The sequence below is a fragment of the Microbacterium hydrothermale genome (genome assembly GCF_004854025.1).
In the GTDB taxonomy this organism is placed as follows: Bacteria; Actinomycetota; Actinomycetes; order Actinomycetales; family Microbacteriaceae; genus Microbacterium; species Microbacterium hydrothermale.
Genome location: NZ_STGM01000003.1, coordinates 424314 through 444910 on the forward strand (window position 1 = coordinate 424314; position 20597 = coordinate 444910).

General features: G+C 69.9%; 15 protein-coding genes. 5 read left to right on the forward strand and 10 right to left on the reverse strand.

The genetic code is table 11. The features are described from left to right. Window positions 1-302: 302 nt before the first annotated feature. The 3 genes from FB047_RS08850 to FB047_RS08860 all read right to left on the reverse strand — a co-directional run bounded on the left by FB047_RS08850 (window position 303) and on the right by FB047_RS08860 (window position 4496). Window positions 303-2333 (reverse strand): helicase HerA-like domain-containing protein, encoded by a 2031-nt coding sequence (locus tag FB047_RS08850; RefSeq protein WP_205822811.1) that lies wholly within the window; start codon window positions 2331-2333, stop codon window positions 303-305. Between the two features lie 10 nt (window positions 2334-2343). Next, window positions 2344-3042, reverse strand: coding sequence for a phosphatase PAP2 family protein (locus tag FB047_RS08855; RefSeq protein WP_136586794.1), 699 nt, complete (start codon window positions 3040-3042; stop codon window positions 2344-2346). A 116-nt stretch (window positions 3043-3158) separates the two neighbouring features. Continuing rightward, window positions 3159-4496: a multidrug effflux MFS transporter gene (locus FB047_RS08860; RefSeq protein ID WP_205822813.1), complete on the reverse strand. Its 1338-nt coding sequence runs from the start codon at window positions 4494-4496 to the stop codon at window positions 3159-3161. Window positions 4497-4726: 230 nt separating this feature from the next. Between FB047_RS08860 and FB047_RS08865 the strand changes: the two genes are divergently transcribed. Continuing rightward, the gene (locus FB047_RS08865) at window positions 4727-5434 is read left to right on the forward strand and encodes a DUF3105 domain-containing protein (RefSeq protein WP_136586796.1); all 708 of its coding nucleotides are present in this window, start codon (window positions 4727-4729) and stop codon (window positions 5432-5434) included. A gap of 1 nt (window position 5435) precedes the next feature. Beyond that, window positions 5436-6107, forward strand: coding sequence for a DUF305 domain-containing protein (locus tag FB047_RS08870; RefSeq protein WP_136586797.1), 672 nt, complete (start codon window positions 5436-5438; stop codon window positions 6105-6107). Window positions 6108-6329: 222 nt separating this feature from the next. On the opposite strand, the gene FB047_RS08875 is transcribed toward FB047_RS08870, so the two are convergent. From FB047_RS08875 to FB047_RS08885, 3 genes are all read right to left on the reverse strand, one after another. Continuing rightward, on the reverse strand, window positions 6330-7307 hold the full coding sequence (locus FB047_RS08875; RefSeq protein WP_136586798.1) for a carbohydrate ABC transporter permease: 978 nt from the start codon (window positions 7305-7307) through the stop codon (window positions 6330-6332). Beyond that, on the reverse strand, window positions 7304-8656 hold the full coding sequence (locus FB047_RS08880; RefSeq protein ID WP_420812649.1) for a carbohydrate ABC transporter permease: 1353 nt from the start codon (window positions 8654-8656) through the stop codon (window positions 7304-7306). The genes FB047_RS08875 and FB047_RS08880 overlap by 4 nt, the downstream gene beginning before the upstream one ends. 126 nt (window positions 8657-8782) lie before the next feature. Continuing rightward, a complete protein-coding gene (locus tag FB047_RS08885; protein ID WP_136586799.1) occupies window positions 8783-10114 on the reverse strand; it encodes an ABC transporter substrate-binding protein in 1332 nt (443 codons plus the stop codon). A 239-nt stretch (window positions 10115-10353) separates the two neighbouring features. On the opposite strand from FB047_RS08885, the gene FB047_RS08890 reads away from it, so the two are divergent. Further along, the gene (locus tag FB047_RS08890) at window positions 10354-11364 is read left to right on the forward strand and encodes a LacI family DNA-binding transcriptional regulator (RefSeq protein WP_136586800.1); all 1011 of its coding nucleotides are present in this window, start codon (window positions 10354-10356) and stop codon (window positions 11362-11364) included. 99 nt (window positions 11365-11463) lie between these two features. Here FB047_RS08890 and FB047_RS08895 read toward each other — a convergent pair whose 3' ends face one another. From FB047_RS08895 to FB047_RS08910, 4 genes are all read right to left on the reverse strand, one after another. Then, entirely contained in the window at window positions 11464-16083 is a 4620-nt protein-coding gene (locus FB047_RS08895) for an ExeM/NucH family extracellular endonuclease (RefSeq protein ID WP_136586801.1), read from the reverse strand. Window positions 16084-16381: 298 nt separating this feature from the next. Continuing rightward, window positions 16382-16768, reverse strand: a complete 387-nt coding sequence (gene rplL / locus FB047_RS08900) for a 50S ribosomal protein L7/L12 (protein ID WP_136586802.1) — start codon at window positions 16766-16768, stop codon at window positions 16382-16384. Window positions 16769-16806: 38 nt separating this feature from the next. Beyond that, window positions 16807-17322, reverse strand: a complete 516-nt coding sequence (rplJ, locus tag FB047_RS08905) for a 50S ribosomal protein L10 (RefSeq protein ID WP_058232707.1) — start codon at window positions 17320-17322, stop codon at window positions 16807-16809. A 298-nt stretch (window positions 17323-17620) separates the two neighbouring features. Further along, window positions 17621-18022, reverse strand: a complete 402-nt coding sequence (locus FB047_RS08910) for an SIP domain-containing protein (RefSeq protein ID WP_136586803.1) — start codon at window positions 18020-18022, stop codon at window positions 17621-17623. Window positions 18023-18124: 102 nt separating this feature from the next. Here FB047_RS08910 and FB047_RS08915 point away from each other — a divergent pair, with 102 nt between their 5' ends. After that, entirely contained in the window at window positions 18125-18799 is a 675-nt protein-coding gene (locus tag FB047_RS08915) for a YqaJ viral recombinase family protein (protein WP_136586804.1), read from the forward strand. Between the two features lie 99 nt (window positions 18800-18898). Continuing rightward, window positions 18899-20593 (forward strand): MDR family MFS transporter, encoded by a 1695-nt coding sequence (locus tag FB047_RS08920; protein ID WP_136586805.1) that lies wholly within the window; start codon window positions 18899-18901, stop codon window positions 20591-20593. Window positions 20594-20597: the final 4 nt, after the last annotated feature.

Genomic DNA, 20597 nt, shown 5'->3' on the forward strand with positions numbered 1-20597 from the left:
CTCGCTCCTCGTCGCTCGAGCCCGCGGCGCCCCTCGTCGCTCGAGCCCGCGGCGCCCCGACACCCTCACCGATCCGCACATCCTCAGCCCGGATCCCGCGGATGCCACTGACCTTGCGCAGATCCCTGAACGTGCGCAAACCCGAGAACCGCACCACCTCACAACCTCACCGATTCGCACAGCCTCAGCCCGAAATTCGCGGATCCCACTGACCTTGCGCAGATCCCTGAGCGTGCGCAAACCCCTGAGCCCGCGCAGACCCCCCACCCCGCGCGACCCCGGAGCCGCCACCGGCCCCCGCCTCAGCGGCGACGGCTGTTGCCGAACAACCCCCGGATGACGCCGTTGACGATGCTCTTCGTCGCCCCGCGTCCGAGCAGTCCGTCGAGGCCCGCGGCCGGCGCGCTCGAACGGCCGCGCGGAGCGGCGGTGCTCTTCAGGATGCGGTCGTACTCGCGCTGCGCCTTCTTCTGCGCCTCGGCGTTGGCCTTGTCGATCGCCGCCTTCTGCTTCGCGTACTCCGCCTGATCGGCCGCGGCTTTTTTCGCCCGCTCCTCCGCGAGCCGCGCGTCGGTCGCCGCCTGCATGCGGGCCCCGAGGATCTCGCGCGCGGACTCGCGGTCGATGGGCGTCGCGTAGACGGAGAAGAGGGAGGATGCCGCCACGGCCGCGGCCATGGCATCCGCCGTCACGGGCGACATCGACGCGCGCGGGGCGAACAGCCTCGTCCAGGCCACGGGCGTCGGAGCGCCGCGCTCGCTCATCACCGTGATGACGGCCTCGCCCGTTCCCAGCTCCTGCAGGACGCGCTCGAGGTCGTATCCCGAGTCGGGGTAGGTGCGCACCGACGCCCGGAGGGCCTTGGCGTCGTCGGGGGTGAACGCGCGCAGCGCGTGCTGCACGCGCGAACCGAGCTGGCCGAGCACGTCGCCGGGGACGTCCTTCGGGGTCTGCGTGACGAAGAACACCCCGACGCCCTTCGAGCGGATCAGGCGCACGGTCTGCGTGATCGCGTCGAGGAAGGCCTTGGAGGCGTCGCGGAACAGCAGGTGGGCCTCGTCGAAGAAGAACACCAGCTTGGGCTTGTCGAGGTCGCCGACCTCGGGCAGCACCTCGTACAGCTCCGCGAGCAGGTACATGAGGAACGTCGAGTACAGCTCGGGTCGCGCCGCGACGTTCGGCACCTCGAGCAGACTCACGATGCCCGCGCCGCCGGCATCGGCGTCCGTGCGCAGGAACACCGAGACGTCGAGCTCGGGCTCGCCGAAGAACGTGTCCGCTCCGGCGGCCGAGAAGGCCACGAGCTCGCGCAGGATGACACCGGCGGTCGCCGCGGACAGGCCGCCGATGCCCTTCAACTCGGCCTTGCCCTCGTCGCCCGTGAGGTAGGTCAGCACCGCGCGCAGGTCGGACAGATCGACCAGAGCCAGACCCTTCTCGTCGGCGTAGTGGAACACCAGGCCGAGGCTCGACTCCTGCGTCGCGTTGAGCCCCAGCACGCGGCTCAGCAGCAGCGGACCGAACCCCGAGACGGTGGCCCGCACGGGAATACCCGATCCCACGTCGTCACCGAGCGCGTAGAACTCGGTCGGGTACGCCCGGGGCGTCCACTCCTGGCCCAGTGCGGCGGTGCGGGCGGCGAGCTTCTCGCTCGGCGTGCCGGCCGCCGCGAGTCCCGACAGATCGCCCTTGATGTCGGCCGCGAAGACCGGCACCCCGTTCTGCGACAGCTGCTCGGCGAGCAGTTGCAGCGTGCGCGTCTTGCCCGTTCCCGTGGCTCCCGCGATCAGACCGTGCCGGTTCGTCATGGCCAGGGGGATGCGGATCGGAACGGATGCCACCGGCCCGCCGTTCACGAGGACGCCGAGGTCGAGGGCCGCACCGTCGGCGGAGTACCCGGTGGCGATCGCGGCGACCTGCGCGTCGGTGAGGGGCGCGGCGGGAGCCGGGGCGGCGGAGGCCGGGTCGGCGGAAGCCGGGGCCGCGGAAGACGGGGTAGCGGAAGACGGGCCGGTGGTGGCGCCCTGCACGTCGGGGACGGGCGTCGCAGAGCCGGACGCCGCAGCGATCGGGGCGGATGCCGCGACCGGCCCCCCACCCTGCGTCGCACCGCCGCCTCCCGCCGGCGTCGCACCGTCCCCCGCAGACGTCGCACCGCCGCCTCCCGCCGCGCGCACGCGCGCCGCCGCCGCCGCGGCCTCGGCCGCCGCCAGGTCGGCGCGCGCTCGGGCGAGTCGGAGTTCCGCTTCGGCGGCCTCGGCCTCGGCCCGGAGGCGCGCGACCTCGGCATCGGTCGCGGAGGGATCGGAGGGCACGGCGCCGGGCTCGCTCATGCGCGTCAGCCTACGACGAGCTCTCCCGCGCGGCATCCGTCTTGCGCAGGCGACGGATGGTCAGTCGATCCTCGTCGCGCGCCCGCAGGCGCGAGAACGCGGCGGCGAGCACGAGCGCGGCCCCCGCTCCCACGAGCGCGCCGCCGGCGGTGTCCGAGAGCCAGTGCGCGTGCAGATAGGTGCGGCTGAACGCCATCAGCACCACCCACGCGACGCCCACGACGCGCACCCACGCGCGGGGGAAGAGCACCGCCGCGACCACGGCGATCGTCGCCGCGTTCGCGGTGTGCCCCGAGGGGAACGAGCCGTAGTCGCTGAGGATGAGGATGTCTTCGGGACGTGCCCGCCCGAACGTGTGCTTCAGCACCTGCACCAACAGCGCACTGCCCACGGATGCGGCCAGGAAGTACAGCGCCGACCATCGCCGGCGCACGAAGAAGAGCGCCAGAGCGCCCAGCACCGGCACGATGAGCACCGCCGTGAGGTGCCCGCCGACGGTGTCCATCGCCAGCGCGAAGACGTACACGGGCTGCGAGGGTGCCGCGGCGAAGAGCTGGTTCCACCACACGTCGACGGCGAACGGACTGGGTCCGCGGAAGAAGACCCACGCGCCCAGGCCGCAGGCGAGGGCGATGAGGACGACCCCGACGACCGCGCGGAAACGCTGCGGGCGCGTGTCGAGAACGTCTTCGATCGCAGCGGCATCCATCGCCTCATGATGCCGTGTCCGCACCGCCGACGGAACGGTCGACGCGCCGACCGCCCGTCCTGCTACTGTTCGCGACCGGGCCGGCACGGAACTGTGTCGACCCGCCGAGACGGGGCTCAGGGGGCGAGGCGCTCCACGGTGCGCGGGCGCACCAGCAGCCAGAGCGACAGCACTCCGATGACCGCGCAGCCCACCATCACGGATGCCATGGTCGTGGCGGTGATGCCCGACCCCGTCGCGAGCAGACCGACGACGGGCGAGATGATGCCCGCGACGCCGAAGTTGGCCGCGCCGATGATCGACTGCGCCGTACCCGCGGCCTTGCCGTGACGGTCGAGGGCGAGCACCTGGGCGCACGGGAAGGTGAACCCGCACGCGGTCATGAAGAAGAACAGGGGGATGACCGTTCCCCATAGACCGAGACCGAGCTGGTCGAAGAGGACGATCGCGCCTCCCGCGAGCACCAGGACCGCGGTCGAAAACGCCATCACCCACTGCGGGCCGAAGCGGGCGGCCAGGCGCGAGGCGACCTGCACGCCGACGACCACGCCGATCGAGTTGGCCGCGAACAGCACGCCGTAGAGCTGCGCGTTGAACCCGTAGGTCACCTGGAACAGGAACGACGACGCCGACAGGTAGGAGAAGAGTCCGCTGAAGGTCATCGCGCCGATGATGAGCACGCCGATGAACACGCGGTCGCGGAACACGCTCGCGTAGCGCTGCCACACCGTGCTCGAGCCCGGTCCCCCGCGACGGGCGGCCGGGAGCGTCTCGGGCACGAAGAGGATCGCCGAGACGAGCATGACGGCCCCGTACACGGCGAGCACCACGAAGATGCCGCGCCAGTTCATCACCAGCAGCAGGGCCGAACCGGCGAGGGGGGCCAGCACGGGAGCGACCCCCGAGACCATCGCCATGCGCGAGAGCATGACCACGAGCCGCCGCCCGCCGAAGAGGTCGCGGATGATGGCGGCCGCCACGACACCGCCCGCGGCGGCACCGGCTCCCATGAGCACGCGCGCGATCGACAGGGTCTCGAGCGTGGGGGCGAGCGCGGCGAAGATGCTCGCGGCCACGTGCAGAGCGGTCACCGAGAGCAGGGGGATGCGCCGACCGACCTTGTCGCTCAGGGGCCCCACGATCAGCTGGCCGAGCGCGAAGCCGATCATCGTGCCGGTCAGGGTGAGCTGGATCGCGGCGGCGGTCGTCTGGAAGTCGGCCTCCAGCACCGGGAAGGCGGGCAGGTAGAGGTCGATCGTGAAGGGGCCGAGGGCCGTCAGCGCGCCCAGCACCAGGATGTACAGCACCCGCCGGGACGCGGGGATGGAGTCGCCCGGGTGCAGGACGATCGGGGCGGTCGCGGGGTTCTTCCCGAGCGCGCGGATGGCGCCGGTGCTGGTGGGCACGGCGGACGAGGATGTCGGGACGACGGGGTGGGAGGCAGTATCGAGCACGTCTGGTTTCGTTTCGCAACACGGACAGCCCGGTGCGGGCCGGGCTGGGAAAAAGGGGGGAACGTCGAACCTCGAATCGATTCGACATCGTCATACTATCGCGACTCCCCCACGGGCCACCATCCCGGTCTCGGAGTTTCCTCCCAGGCCCACGGCCCATTCACCCGAATAGTCTGGACAGGTCGGCGGATGCCGATGTGTCCCGCCCCGAAGAGAGACGAACACAGCGCATGACCTCCCCCTCCGACAAGCGCGCGAGCGGAAACCCCGCGAAGCAGGCCCAGATCGACCTCACCGTCAAGCAGCAGCGCGAGCAGAAGCGCCAGGAGAAGCTGGCCGAGTACCAGAAGCAGGTCGCCCGCCGGAAGCGCGGGAAGCTCGTGTGGTGGGTCGTCGGCTCCACGGCCGCCCTCGCCGTGGTGGGTCTCGTCGTGGCATCCTTCGCCTTCGCCCCGGCGCCGCCGCCCAGCTACCAGGCGGGCAACAGCACGGGCCTCGAGATCGACGGCGTGCAGAGCTTCGACAACCGCTCCGACCACGTGCAGGGCACCGTCACCTACGACCAGACCCCGCCCGCGGGCGGCCCGCACAACCCCGTGTGGCTGAACTGCGGCGTGTACACCGAGCCGCAGCAGAACGAGAACGCGGTGCACGCCCTCGAGCACGGCGCCATCTGGATCACCTACGACCCGGAGCGCGTCGACCAGGCCGGCATCGACGCTCTGAAGGCCGTCATGCCCTCCAGCTACGCGCTGCTCTCGCCCTACCCCGGCATGGACACCCCGATCGCCGTCAGCGCGTGGGACCACCAGCTCAAGGTCGACAGCGCCGACGACCCGCGTATCGCGGAGTTCTTCACCGAGTACTGGCGCAGCCAGAACGCCCCCGAGCCGAACGCCCCGTGCTCGGGCGGTGTGAACGGGCCGGGCAGGGCCTGAGATGAGCGACGACACTCCGGTCGCGCGTCCCGCGGTCCGGTGGGCCGTCGTCGCCCTCGTCGCCGTCGCCGTGATGGCGGTCGCCTTCGCCGTCGGACGCTTCACGGCGTTCGGCGCGACGGCGGCCCCCGCGCACCCGGCCGACACGTCGGCGGATGCCGGCTTCGCCCGCGACATGCAGGTGCACCACACGCAGGCGGTGCTGATGGCGATGGAGATCTACCGCAAGACCTCCGACGACGAGCTGCGCACGCTGTCGTACGACATCGCCGTGACCCAGTCGGGTCAGCGGGGCGAGATGTTCGGCTGGCTGGTCGAGTGGGGTCTCCCCCAGGCCTCGAGCCAGCCGCTGATGACGTGGATGGAGAAGTCCGACGCGCACAGCCACGGCGACACCGCGGCCAAAACGCAGGACGAGCTGCTGTCCGAGATGGGCATGGCCACCGACGCTCAGCTCGACGCGTTGCGCAGCGCCGAGGGCCGACCGGCCGACTGCCTCTTCCTCGATCTGATGATCCGCCACCACGAGGGCGCCATCCCCATGGCGCAGGCGGTGATCGAGCTGGGCGACGACGCGCGTGTGAAAGAGGTCGCGGGCGCGATCGTGACCGGTCAGTCGTCGGAGCTCGACGCCATGCGCGACATCCAGTCGCGCCTCGCCTGCACCACCTGACCGCCCCGCCCACCGCCCCCGGGTGCCCGTAACACCGCGATGAACGGCATCCGTGACGAGGAACGCCCCCGCACCGCGTGTCTCGTCACGGATGCCGTTTCTCGTGACCCGTGACGCGGTCACCGCGCCGTCGGCATCCGCCCCTCCCCGCACCCGCGCCCCGCACACGCGAGAGGGGCACGACACCCTTCCGGATGCCGTGCCCCTCTCGTCGAACGGACCTCAGCCCTTCGTGGCCCCCGCCAGCAGGCCGCGCACGAAGAAGCGCTGCAGCAGGAAGAACACGATCAGCGGCACCAGGATCGAGATGAAGGTACCTGCGGACTGGAGGAACCACTGGTCGCCCCAGGTGCCCGACAGCGAGTTCAGCGACTGCGTCAGGGGCAGTGACGACGATGGCGCGAAGATCGTCGCCACCAGCAGGTCGTTCCACACCCAGATGAACTCCAGCACCGCGAACGACGCCAGCGCGGGAGCGGCGAGCGGCAGGATCAGGCGGAAGAAGATCTGCCCGTGACCGGCGCCGTCGACGCGCGCCGCCTCGATCACCTCGTGCGGGATCTCGGCGATGAAGTTGTGCAGCAGGAAGATGGCCAGCGGCATCGCGAAGATCACGTGCGCGATCCACACGGTGGCGAAGCTGTGCTCCACCCCGCGCAGATCGAAGCCCGGGAAGATCGTCACGTCGTTGATCGTCAGTCCGCGCGAGAACAGGCTCAGCAGGGGCACGAGGGCCATCTGCAGCGGCACGATCTGCAGCGCGAAGATGAAGATGAAGAAGAAGTTGCGGCCCTTGAAGTCGATCCACGCGAACGCGTACGCGATGAGCGAGGCGATCGCCAGCGCGAACAGCACCACCGGGATGGTGATGGCGAGCGAGTTGAGGAACGACTGCGCGAGCGTCAGGGCGGTGCCGCCCGACGTCAGCGCGAGCCGGTAGTTCTCCAGGGTGAACGACGGGTCGACGAACACCGTCCACCATCCGGTCGACTGCGTGTCGGAGCCGGGGCGGAACGAGGTGATGAACAGTCCGAACGTCGGGATCGTCCAGAAGAACGCGATCACGATCGCCGCGATCGTGGCACCCTTCGAGGTCAGGCGCTTGCGCGCCATCGCCTCGTGCTTTCGGGTGTCGCGGGCGACCTGGCGGGCCGAACGGGTGTCGGTGGTGGGCTCGAGCACCACGGTGGAGGTGGTCATCGCACTTCCCTCTGCTTCCGGATCTGGCGCACGTTGAAGATGATCAGCGGCAGCACGAAGACGAACAGCACCACGGCCAGCGCGGCGGAGTGGCCGTAGCTCTGGAACCGCTGCTGCTGGTTGACCATCTCGAAGGCGAGCACGGTCGAGTCGTTGCGACCGCCGGTCATGACGGCGACGATGTCGTAGATCTTCAGCGCGCCGATGGCGATCGTGGTGAGCACGACGATGAGCGACGAGCGGATGCCGGGCACGGTGACGTTGATGAAACGCTCCCAGGCGCTCGCCCCGTCGAGTTCGGCGGCCTCGTTCTGCTCCGGCGGAACCGCCTTGATGGCGGCCGACAGGATGACCATGGCCAGACCCGTCTGGCTCCAGATGAAGACCACGACCAGCAACAGGGTGTTGATCAGCGGAGAGGCCGACAGCCACGAGATCGGCTGGCCGCCGAAGGCGGTGACGATCGCGTTCAGGATGCCGAGCTGGTCGCCCTGGCGGAAGTCGTAGACGAACTTCCAGATGATGCCCGCACCCACGAACGAGATGGCGAAGGGCATGAAGATGAGCACCTTGAGGTACTTCTCCCCCGCCGCACGGTCGATGAAGACGGCGTAGGCGAGACCGATCGCGGTCGCGATGGTCGGTGCGAGCAGCACCCAGATGAGGGTGTTGATGACCGACCAGAAGCCCTCGGGGTTCGTGAAGGTCCAGATGTAGTTCTCGAAGCCGACGAAGTTGTCGCCGGTCTTGTCGAAGAACGACTGGAAGAAGGTGGTGATCGCCGGGTAGACGAGGCCGATCAGCAGCAGGATCGCGGCGGGAGCGGCGAAGAGGATGAGCTGGAACAGGTAGCCGGCTCCCTGGCGGGAGCGGTAGTCGGCGTAGAAGAGGATCGCGCCGAGGATCACCGCGATGCCGAGCACGTAGACGACGGCGTTCTGGTACGGGCGCAGCAGCATGAACGCGAGGATCGGCACGGCGAAGCACGCGACCAGGCGCAGCCAGAAGTAGCCCTTGCCCGAGCGGGGCGCGTACTCGATGAGCAGCAGGAGCAGTCCCACGACCGCCCCGAAGACCACGAGGACGAGCGGGATCTGCACGATCGGGCTGAGCCCGCCGAGCCAGATGAAGAAGCTGTTGAGGGAGAAGCCGAGCGTGGTCGGCTTGGTGTCGGCGGGGGCGCGCGTCACCATGAAGAGGAAGAGCGCCACCACGAGGATGAGCCCCACCAGGACCACGAGAAGCGTGGTCCGATTGGATGCCGCGGACCCGCGCGACGCGGCCTTGCCCCGGCCGGTCGGCGGGGGCGACGCCGCCGGCGTCGTCTCCGCGTTCTTGATATCGGTCATGACGTCCCTCCCGAACACGCCTTCGTGCTCATCGATGAGTGCCCGTGTGGTGCCTGGGGCGGAATATGAGTATGGACCGGATGGGCCGCCCGCGTCGCGGGCGGCCCATCGATTGGTTCAGGTCGATCAGTTGTCGTAACCGGCCTGGATGTTGCTCAGCACCTGGTCGGTGGGCGTGCCGTCGATCCAGCTGACCATGCCCTTCCAGAACGAACCGGCACCGACCGTGGCCGGCATCAGGTCGGAGGCGTCGAAGCGCAGGGTGGTGTTGGGGTCCTGCAGCGTCTTCATGGCCTCGGTGAGGAACTCGCTGGAGGCCAGCGACGGGTCGGCGCCCTTGTTGGCGGAGATCACACCGCCGAGCTTCACGCGGGCGTTGGCGAAGTCGGGCGTCGACATGAACTCGACGACCTTCTGCACGTTGGCGTCCTCGGAGAAGGCCGCGACGAACTCGCCGCCACCCTCGACCGCCAGCTCGCCTTCCTTCACGCCGGGGAGCAGGAACGCGTACACGTCGCCGTCGGGGGCGATCGTGGGCGTCTCGCCGGCAGCGTTCTTCACCGTGAGGAAGTTCGCGGAGAGGAACGACGCCTGGTGCGTCATCGGGCAGCTGCCGTCGGCGACCTTGGCGGCGACGTCGGCGAACGCGGTGGAGTTGATGCTCTTGACGTCACCGAAGCCGGCGTTGACGTACGAGGGGTTGAGGAGGATCTCGCCCACGGCGTCGAAGGCCTGCTTGATCTGCGGGTCGGTGAACTTGACCTCGTTGGCGACCCACTGGTCGTACACGTCGGGGCCGGACTGGCGCAGGACCATGTCCTCGATCCAGTCGGTTCCGGGCCAGCCGGAGGCCGCGTCGGAGGCGAAGCCGGCGCACCACGGGGCGGCGCCGGTCTTCTGCTGGATGGTCTGCGTGAGCGTCATCAGCTGGTCGAAGGTCTTGGGGACCTCGACGCCCCACTCCTTGAACTTCGCCGGGGAGTACCAGACGTAGCCCTTGAGGTTGGCGAGCATCGGGGCGGCGTAGAACGTGCCGTCGTCGGTGCCGTAGGACTTCCAGTCCTCGCCCCAGTACTGGTCGACGTTCGACGAGACGGCGTCGGAGGCCTTCTGCACTTCGCCGGTGCCGATGAGGGTCTTGAGCAGACCCGGCTGCGGGACGATCGCGATGTCGGGGGCGTCGCCACCCGACACCTTCGTGACGATGTTGCCCTCGAAGCTCTTGTCGCCGGTGTACACGACCTTGATGCCGGTGTCCTTGGTGAACTGCTCGAAGCTCTGGTTCAGCGCGTCGGCCTCGGTGCCGGTGATACCGCCGGCGATGCGCACGGTGGTCTCGCCGCCGCCCGATCCGCCCGATCCGCTGCTGTCACCCTCGGCGCAGCCCGCGAGTGCGATCGCTCCGACCGCCAGCAGCCCGACGGGAGCCAGCAGGCGATACCGCTGTGACATACCCATGTGGTCTCTCCTCTTTGAGTTCGGTGGTGCATCGGACCCTGTCGGGAACCGATTCCAGGCAACCGTAGAGGCAATCCACAAGAGTTGCAACAAGCGTCAGGTCACGAACCGATAACTAGCGGAAAGACGGCGGAAAAGCGGCACGCCGCATCCCGGAACCGGTTCCACTTTCCTCGATTGTCGGATACTCTTCTTCGACGTCGACACGGACGTCGACGCATCACGAGGAAGACCAGCGAATGAGCGGAATCGCCGATGTGGCACGCCTGGCGGGCGTGTCCAAGTCGACGGCGAGCCGCGCTCTCACGGGCGGCGGCTACGTCTCCGACGGCACGCGTCAGCGCGTGGCCGACGCCGCGGCATCCCTCGGCTACGTCCCGTCCACGAGCGCGGTGAGCCTGGCCACCGGCCGCACGCGGACCATTGCGCTCATCGTCCCCAAGGTCAACCGCTGGTACTTCGGTTCGATCGTCGAAGGGGTCGAGCGCACGCTCATCCCCCTCGGTTACGACGTGACGCTCTACGTGGCCGAGCCCGGTTCGCGCGACCGCGAGAGCCTCTACTCCACCTACCTGGCGCGCAAGAGGTTCGACGGCATCATCGCCGTCGCTCTGGAACCCGACGACGCCGACCTCGAGCGCCTGGCGAACATCGGAAAGCCCGTCGTGAGCATCGGCAACGCGCTGTCGGGCGTCCCGACGCTCGGGCTCGACAACATCGCGATCACCCGCATCATTACGCAGCACCTCATCTCGTTGGGGCACACCGACATCGCCTTCGTCGGCAGCACACCCCCCACCGACGCCCCCGCGAAAGACGTCGACGAGCGGTCGATCGGCTACCGCAACGCCATGAACGACAACGGCCTGGCGATCCGCATCCGCAACGTCCCGTCGACCCTCACGATCACCGACGCCTACGCCGCGGCCGCGTCGTTCCTCGCCGACGCCGCATCGCGGCCCACCGGCGTCGTGGCCGCGTGCGACGAGGTCGCGATCGGCGTGATCATCGCCGCGCGCCGGATGGGCATCTCGGTCCCGACCGAGCTCAGCGTCGTGGGCATCGACGGTCACGACTACGCCGAGATGTTCTCGCTCACCACGATCGAGCAGTTCCCCCAGGCCCAGGGCATCGAGGCCACACGCATGCTCGTGCGGATGATCGAGGGCACGGGCGAGGTCGCCCGGCGCACCGAGGCCGACACGCGGCTCGTCGTGCGTTCCTCCACCGCTCCCCCGCGCCCCTCCTGACCGCCCGGAGGGCACGGCGCCCCGCGTGGCGTCCTGGACCGCGAAGGGGCCCGGATGCCATGTCCTGGCATCCGGGCCCCTCTGTCCTGTCGTGCGCGGTCAGTCGGCGCCGTGCGCAGAACCGGTGCTGCTGCGACGACGCCGCAGCGCCACCCCCAGGCCCAGCAGGGCCAGGGCGGCGAGCACGCCCGCGCCCATCCAGGCGGTGTCGGTGCCGGTCACCGGCAGCGCGCCGGGGCGGCCGGGGGCGTTCCCGCCCTCGTCGGCGCCGTCACCGGAACCGTCGTCGGCCCCCGACCCTCCGCCCGGAGCCGCGTCGGTGACGCGCAGCGGGACGGTCACGGTCGTCCCCGACGCCGTGGTGAGGGTGACGTCGACGGCGGCCGGCGCATCGGCCGGGACGTCCAGCGCGATCTGCGCCGCACCGTCGGTCACCGCGAACGACACCGGCTCGCCCGTTCCCACCGACGCCGAGACCTCGGTCGTGAGCGGGCTGCCCAGCGAGGTGAGGTCGAGTCCCGACACGGTGAAGGCGGCGCGGGAGCCCCGCGCGACCTCGGCGGGCACGTCCTGCACCTGAGCGGAACGCACGGCGAAGTCGGGGCTCAGGCCCGGGTTCTGCTGCAGGTAGGCGATCCAGCCGTCGCGGTCGATCAGGCCCGAGTCGCGCGGATCGGTGCCCTCGGCGAGCACCGAGAAGGCGTCCCCGCCCTGCAGGAGGAAGCTGAACGAACCCACCCGGTACGACCCGGCCGGATCGATCGCCTGTCCGTCGATCCAGACGCCCGTGATGCGCTCGCCCGCGGGACGGGCGGCGTCGTAGGTGTAGCGGACGTTCTCCGACACACCGAGGGCGAGGTCGGCCTCGCGGCCGGCCGCGTCGCCCCACTGCTGCTCGAGGAGGCGGCGCACCTGGTCGCCCGTGAGCGTGGTGGTGCCCAGGTTGTTGACGAAGGGCAGCACGGCATTCGCCTCGGCGAAGGTGATCACCCCGTCGCCGTCGCGCAGCAGCTCCGCGCGCAGGCCGCCCGGGTTGACCACCGTGATGTCGGCGCCCCCGCGGTCGGGGTCGCTCAGCGTCTCCCGCAGCGCGTCGGCCACGAGCGAACCGAGCGCCGACGGGCGGGACCGGTCGTCGCGCTTGCCGCCGGTGTACACGCCGTCGACGTACGCCCCGCCGGTGAAGGCGGTGGTGATGTCGGCCTCGACCGAGCCCACCGGCTGCGACCCGACGCGCTCCGCATCGGCGAGGGCGGCCGAGACGATGTCGGCGACCTCGGCGACGCGCGGGTACTCGGCGATGAGCTCGGCGTCGAGGGCCGCGCTGTTCTCCGCCGTCTTCTCCGGGTCGTCCTCGACGACCTCGCCGGCCAGGCGCGGGACGTTGCGCGCGGTGTGACCCACGACGTCACCGCTCTCGCGGTCCACGCTCAGCACGATCTGGCCGATGTTCTCGCCGTAGCTGCCGGTCTGCAGCACCGGGCGCGTGCCGTCGGCGCCGGGGATCGGCGCGTCCCAGACGTACTCCTCGTGCGTGTGGCCGGTGAAGATGGCGTCGACGTCGGGATCGGTCTGCGTCACGATGCGCTCGAAGGCGCCGCCCGCGGCGAGGGCGTCGTCGAGGGAGCCGCCCTGGGCCGCGCCCTCGTGGTACTCGGCCACGATGACGTCGACCTGGTCGCGGATCTCGTCGACCACGCGGTTGACCTCGGCGACCGGCTCGCGGAACTCCACGCCCTCGATGCCGCCGGGGGTGACCAGCGACGCGGTCTCCTCGGTGACGGCGCCGACGACGCCGACCCGCAGTCCACCGACCTCGATGATCTCGTAGCCGGGGAGCAACGGCTCTCCGTCGCGGTACACGTTCGCGGTCACGTAGGGGAAGTCGGCGAGGTCACCGACGCGTCCGACGAGGTCGTCGGCGCCCTTGTCGAACTCGTGGTTGCCGACTCCGGATGCCGCCAGGTCGAGCGCGTCGAGCACGTCGATCGTCGGCTTGTCACCGGCGTTCGACGAGGCGAACAGCGAAGCGCCGATGTTGTCGCCGTTGGAGAGGAACACCGAGGAGCCCTCCCCGCCCTCCGCGCGCAGCGACTCGATCGTGCCCGCAAACTTCACGGTGTTGGCGTCGATGCGGCCGTGGAAGTCGTTGATGTTGAGCAGGTTGAGCTCGGTCGTCGACGACAGGTCGAGACCCACCACCACGGGATCGTGGTCGCTGGAGCGGTAGGGCGTCTCGTCGTAGAAGTTCAGCGCGTTGTAGTTGTATCGGCTGTACTCCAGAGCGAGCGCCTCGACGGCGTTGATGTTCCAGATGTCGGTGCCGGTGACGAGCTCGCGCGCCGAGGGCGAGGCGAGCACGTGATCCAGCGAGCCCGACTGACCGCTGAACGAGTACGAGTACTTGCCCGTGCCCGCCTCGAGCGGCTCGAAGCCGAACGACCGCAGCGTCTGGATCGGGTCCTCCTGCGTGTACGCGTTGAAGTCGCCGAGCAGGAACACGTCGTCGGTCCCGATGGCCGCCGACCTCTCCGCGGCGAACGCGCCGAGCGCCTGCGCCTGCCGCACCCGGTCGCCGTTGAAGGCGCCCTGGATGCCGTTGGCGTTGTCACCCGTGGCCGCGGGGCGGCTGTCGCCCTTGGACTTGAAGTGGTTCACGATCGCGAGGATGGTGGCATCCGGATCGTCGACGGGGGCGAAGGCCTGCGCGAGCGGCTGCCGGGCGTTCGCGAACGCCGGGTCGTCGAGGATGACGCTGTCGCCGACCGGGGCGACGACGGCCTCCTTGTAGATGAAGGCGGTGCGGATGACATCCTCCGAGGCCGGCAGCTCGGCGGGCGAGGGCACGAAGGTCCAGGCCTCCGAGCCGAGCGCGTCGTTCAGGGCGTCGACGAGCGTCGACAGCGCGTCGTCGCGGTCCTTGCCGAAAACGGCGGAGTTCTCGATCTCCTCGAGGGAGACGACGTCGGCGCCGAGACCGTTGACCGCGGCGACGATCTTCGCCTGCTGGCGCTGGAGGTTGGCGTCGTCGGCGGCGCCGCGGGGGCCGGGCGCGGGGCACGTGTCGGCCGTCACGGGGTTGCCGTCGCGGTCGTCGTAGGTCGAGGTGCAGCCGACGCTCTCCGCCGTGGTGGTGAAGTAGTTCAGCACGTTGAAGCTCGAGATCTTGACGGTGCCGCCCACCGGCTCGGGCGACGCCGTCCGGGTGTTCGCGAAGGTCGCCGGCTGGACCGTGGCGGCGTTGTCGACCGTGAGCTGCTCGGTCGGCTGGAACTTCCACGCGTTGTTGCGGTAGTCGAGGATGACCGGGCGCGTGAAGGTCACGGGCGCGCCGACGCGAACCGGGTCGGTGAGCGAGACGTACGGCAGCGGGACGTCCTGGGCGGAGCGGAGGAAGTCGAGCGACGCTCCGTCGTCGAGCACGACCGCGCGCGCGTTGTTGTCGGCGACGGCGGCGACGTATTCGGGGGTGTCCGGCCGCGCGACGTCGGTGGGGGTGCGCAGCGGCGTCGTGCCGGCGGCGAGTCCCACTTCGGCGTACTGGTTCGTGGAGTACGTGTTGGTGACGGTGAAGTCGCCCTGCGGGGCGAGCAGCATGCCCTCGAACCGCTCGCGCTCCTCGTCGGTCTTGGGCCAGGTGATCTCGGCCGGGGCGACTTCTGCAGCCGCGTCGGTGAGGATGCGGACGCTCGCGGCGTCGGCGGTCAGCTGCGTCTGACCGTAGTACTCGCCCGCGGTTCCGGTCACCTCGACGTGGTCGCCGATGGAGACGGATGCCGCGGCGGCGGTGCCGTAGACGAAGATCGCGTCCGAGGCGGTGTGGGCGGCCTGGTCGATGGCGCCCCCGGTTCCCTCCGTCTGCAGGAAGAAGCCGTTGTATCCGCCGGTGGGGTAGGCGGCGGTCACGACGCCACGGGTGGTGACGACGGTGCCGGCGAGGGGCGTGGTCGCTCCGGGCCCCTGGATGTCGCGGATGGGTGTGATCTCGCCGGGGACGGGCGTGGTCGGCTCGGGCGACGGCTCCTCGGTCGGCTGCGGCTCGGGGGTTGCTCCCCCGGATCCCTGCGGCGTCACCGTGGTGGTGTTGGTGAAGTCGGCGGAGTTGTCGTCGGTGTCGACGAAGTCGGTGCGCACGAGCGCGTTCGGCGTACCGTTCGGGCCGTCGACGACGGCGGGGGCCGTTTCGAAGCTGACGCCGGCGCCGTACCCGAGGAAGTCGACCACGCGGTCGTCGTCGACGGAGCCGGCCGGCAGGGCGAGCGGCTCCGCGACGTTCGCGAGGAAGAGCTGGCCGGTCGTCCCCGACGGGTTCAGCCCCGTGCTGGTGGCGTCCGCGGTGGGCAGCGGTGCACCGACGTCGCCGTTGCCGTTGCCGGGGAGCGCGATGAGGTAGTAGCCGCCCGCGGCGATGGATCCGCTCAGGGTCTGCGTGTTCGCGCCGGTGGGAGCGGCGACGCTGGCGGCGGAGCGGTACTGCAGCGACCAGCCGCTCAGGTCCTGCGCGGTGTCGCCGGCGTTGTACAACTCGACGAACTTCTGCGCGTACGGAGCGCCGGCGCTCCCGCCCTTCAGGTAGGCCTCGTTGATCACCACCCTCGCGCCGTCGGCCGCGAAGGCGGGAAGGGGGACGAGGGCGGAACCGAGCAGAGCGGCGCCCAGGGCGGCGCTGAGGGCGGTCGTGAAACGGCGTGCGGGCACGCGCGATGCAGCGTTGGGCATGGGTCTCCAAGTACCGACGCACGAACAAGCGTGTGAACGAGAACGACGTCGGATGGGGGGATCGACGGGGGGTGTTCTCATCGACCGTAAACGATGCCCATACGGTTCTCCCAGGATCTTTTCGTTTCGATCCGGTGAATTCCGGTTCCTCGACGGCGAAGACCCGGTGTCATCGCGCGCGCACTCCGGCGTTCGTCACCCGCCTCGGCGCGCCCTGCGACGCCGAAACGACGAAGACCCCGGATGCCAGTGGCATCCGGGGTCTTCGTGTGTCGCGGAAGCGACGGTGTTGCTGAAATTACTTCAGGGTCACCGTGGCGCCGGCGCCCTCGAGCGCCTCCTTGGCCTTGTCGGCGGTCTCCTTGTTCGCGCCCTCGAGCACGGCCTTGGGGGCACCGTCGACGACGGCCTTGGCCTCGCCGAGGCCGAGCGAGGTGAGCTCGCGGACGACCTTGATGACCTGGATCTTCTTGTCACCGGCGGCCTCGAGGACGACGTCGAACGAGTCCTTCTCCTCGACCTCTTCGGCGGGGGCGGCGCCACCGGCGGCGGGGCCGGCCACGGCCACGGGGGCGGCGGCGGTGACGTCGAAGGTCTCCTCGAACGCCTTGACGAACTCGGACAGCTCGATGAGCGTGAGCTCCTTGAACGCGTCGAGCAGCTCTTCGGTGCTGAGCTTAGCCATGTTGTATCTCCTTGATCGGGTTAATCAGCCGGGCCGGGTCAGGCCGCGGTGTCCTGCTTCTCGCGCAGCGCGTCGACCGTGCGAACGGCCTTCGACGGAAGCGCCTGGAAGACGTATGCCGCCTTGGTCATCGTCGCCTTCATCGCGCCGGCGAGCTTCGCCAGCAGGACTTCACGGCTTTCGAGATCGGCGAGCTTGTTGACCTCAGCAGCGGTCAGGGGGGCGCCATCGAAGTAGCCGCCCTTCACCACGAGCTGAGGGTTAGCCTTGGCGAAGGCACGCAGGCTCTTCGCGACGGCGACGGGGTCGCCGTGCACGAACGCGATGGCAGACGGGCCCTTGAGCTCGTCGTCCAGTCCCGTGACCCCCGCGTTGGACGCGGCGATCTTGGTCAGCGTGTTCTTCACCACGGCGTAATCCGCGTCCTGACGGATGTCGTTGCGCAGCTGCTTGAGCTGGGCAACCGTCAGACCGCGGTACTCGGTCAGCAGAACGGCGGTCGAGTTCTCGAAGTTCTTCGTGAGCTCGGCGACCGATGCATCCTTCTGCGCCATGGCCACTCCTTGTGTGTACGAGGCGCTCCGCGGAGGCGGGGCGCCGGCCGAAGACACCCGGGGTCTGGGCAAAAAAGAAGAGCTCCGGCGCAGGCGCACGGAGCTCGGGAGAGTTTCGTTTACCTGCGTAGGTCCCCTGCTTTTCAGCAGACGCTTCGATCGACATGCGAGCACGACGATGACCGACGGTCTTTGGCTTGATCCCCACTGTACCCGACCCGCGCTCCCCACGCCAATCCGCCCGCCCGGCGGCCCCACTCCCCCATCGCCGCGAGGGCCGCGCGCCGCGCGCGCGCGGCTACGACACCCGCGACGCGGGGAGCATCGCCTGCGTCATGCGGACGATGCGCGACGGGGTCCGCGCGCCGAGCCAGACCGTGCACACCGCGTCGTCGCCGCACGCCCACTCGGCGCACCAGGCGTGGACCGCCTGCGCGAGGCGCTCGCCCCGCGGGCGCAACTCGCCGTCGATCGACCTGTCGAGCCAGCTCACGCGCGCCTCCCGCGCGTCGATCACCCCGATCTCGTGCGCCCCGCACACCTCGACCAGCACCGTGACGTGCGCGGAGGGAGGCAGGACCGCGACGATCCGGCGCATCCGGGGGACACTGCTCGCGTCGCCACCGAGAAGCACCGCGCCCTCGAGGTCGCTCCAGCGGCCGCCGTCGGGCCGGCGGAGGGGCGCGGCATCCGGAGTCATGCGGACAACTTAGGTCACCCTTACCTGGGGCGCAAGACCCCGGATGCCGACGCGCCGCGCCTCGCATGCGATGCACGGGCCGGCGGGGTTAGGGTCGAACGCATGTCCCCCGAGCTCGTCGCCTCCCGCAGCGCCGACCTCGACGCCCGGATCGTCGCCGACTCGCGCGATCGCGTCGCCTGGATCCGCGCGCGCAGTCGCGGAATCACCGCCACCGACGTCGCGACCCTCACCAGTGCGAACGCCATCGCGCGGGCAGCGGATGCCAAGCTCATGGGCTCGAACTTCTCGGGCAACGCCTTCACGGCGCACGGCCGTCGACGCGAGCCCGAGATCGCCGCCTGGGTCGCGGCGACGCACGGCATCCGCCCCTCGTCGGCCCTGTATCACGCGGTCGTCGAGAAGAGGCACCTCGCGACACCCGACGGTGTCGTCGTCGACAGCGAGGGCCGGGTGATCCTCGCCGAGATCAAGACCACCAACAAGGCGTGGCAGTCCATCCCGAAGACCTACATGCGGCAGATCTGGTGGCAGCAGCACGTCCTGGGCGCCGAGCGGACCCTGGTCGCCTGGGAGCAGCACGACGGCTTCGTCCCCCTGCACGACGAACCGCGCTGCCAGTGGGTCGAGCGCGACGAGCGCGAGATCTCGAAGCTGGTCGGCCTGGCGACCTCCCTCATCGACGAGCTGTACCGCCGCACGATGCAGGCGCGTCAGCCCGCCCCCGCCCGACCGGAACCCACGGAGAGGTACCGCGCCCTCGCGCTCCTCGATTAATAGTTGACGGAAGTCAAGCATCAGGCGTATCGTTGACATCAGTCAACTAATCGCGCCATCGTCGTCGCGGCATCCGTCCCCCTTTCCGTGGAGCTCCGCATGACAGCCCTCTCTTCGGACGCGCCCGCCCAACGGCGCGTCCTGCCGGCCCTGATCGGCCTGCTGCTCGGCACCTTCGTGTCGATGCTCGCCTCGACCGTCGTCTCGACGTCGCTGCCCGTCATCGTGCACGACCTGTCGGGCGACCAGAACGCCTACACCTGGGTCATCACCGCGACCCTGCTCACCACCGCGATCTCGACCCCCATCTGGGGCAAGCTCGCCGACCTGTTCAACCGCAAGGTGCTCATCCAGGTCGCGATCGCGGTCTTCGTGCTCGCCACCGCCGCCGCCGGCTTCTCGCAGAACACCGACATGCTGATCGCCTTCCGCGCGGTGCAGGGTCTCGGCGCCGGCGGACTCGCCGCCCTCAGCCAGGTGATCATGGCCGACATCATCAGCCCGCGCGAACGCGGCCGGTACATGGGCCTGTTCGGTGCCGTGATGGCGGTCGCCACCGTCGGCGGCCCGCTGCTCGGCGGTGTCATCACCGACGCGTTCGGGTGGCGCTGGAACTTCTTCGTCGCGCTCCCCTTCGCCGTCGCAGCCCTGCTCATCCAGCAGCGCACGCTGCACCTCCCCGTCCGCGCGAAGCGCGCGGTCAAGATCGACTACCTCGGCATCGTGCTGCTGTCGGCCGCCGTGTCGCTGCTGCTCATCTGGGTCACCAACGCCGGCAGCACCTTCGAGTGGGCCAGCACCGAGACGCTGCTGATGGTCGGCGGTGCCGTGATCGCCGCAATCCTCTTCGTGATCGTCGAGCTGCGCTCGTCCGAGCCGCTCGTGCCGCTCACCCTCTTCCGCGACGCCACCTTCACCCTCGCCACGATCGCCTCGATCGCGACGGGCCTGGCGATGTTCGGCACCTCGGTGTTCCTGAGCCAGTACATGCAGATGGCCCGCGGCGCCACGCCCACCGAGGCCGGGATCATGACCATCCCGATGATCGGCGGCCTGCTGGTGTCGTCGATCGTCGTCGGCGCGCTGATCTCGCGCTTCGGTCGGTGGAAGCCGTTCCTCATCGCCGGCGGCATCCTGCTCATCGCCGGATCGTTCCTGCTGTCGACCATCCACTACGACACGAACTTCGCTCTCGTCTCGGTCTACATGGCGCTGCTGGGCGCCGGCGTCGGCATGACGATGCAAAACCTCGTCCTGGTCGTGCAGAACACCGCGAATCCCGCCCAGATGGGCGCGGCGAGCTCGGGAGTGACCTTCTTCCGCAGCCTCGGCGGCACCATCGGCGTCTCGGTCATGGGCGCGGCGCTGGCGAGCATGGCGACGAGCCTGTTCACCGACCGGGCCGACGACCTCAAGACCGCGATCATGGGGCTCGGCGAGAAGGGCGCCGCCGTCGCCCAGTCGCTGCAGTCCGGCGCCATCCCGCAGGTGTCGACGCTGCCCGAGAGCGTGCGCGTGATCGTCGAGGACATCTACGCCCAGTCGATCGCGCACTCCTTCCTCATCGCGGTGCCCGTCGCCGTGGTCAGCCTGATCGCGATCCTGTTCCTGCCCAACCGCCCGCTGACGCGCATGACGACCTCCGAGCGGGTCGCCGCGAGCGAGGCCGATCTCGCCACCGTGTCGGTGCCCGAGGGCATGGCCACCCTGGCCGCGACCGGAACCGTGCCGACCCAGGATGCCGCGTCCTCGCGCCGCGCACGCCGAGACGCCGGGATGGGAGAAGATGTCTGACGTG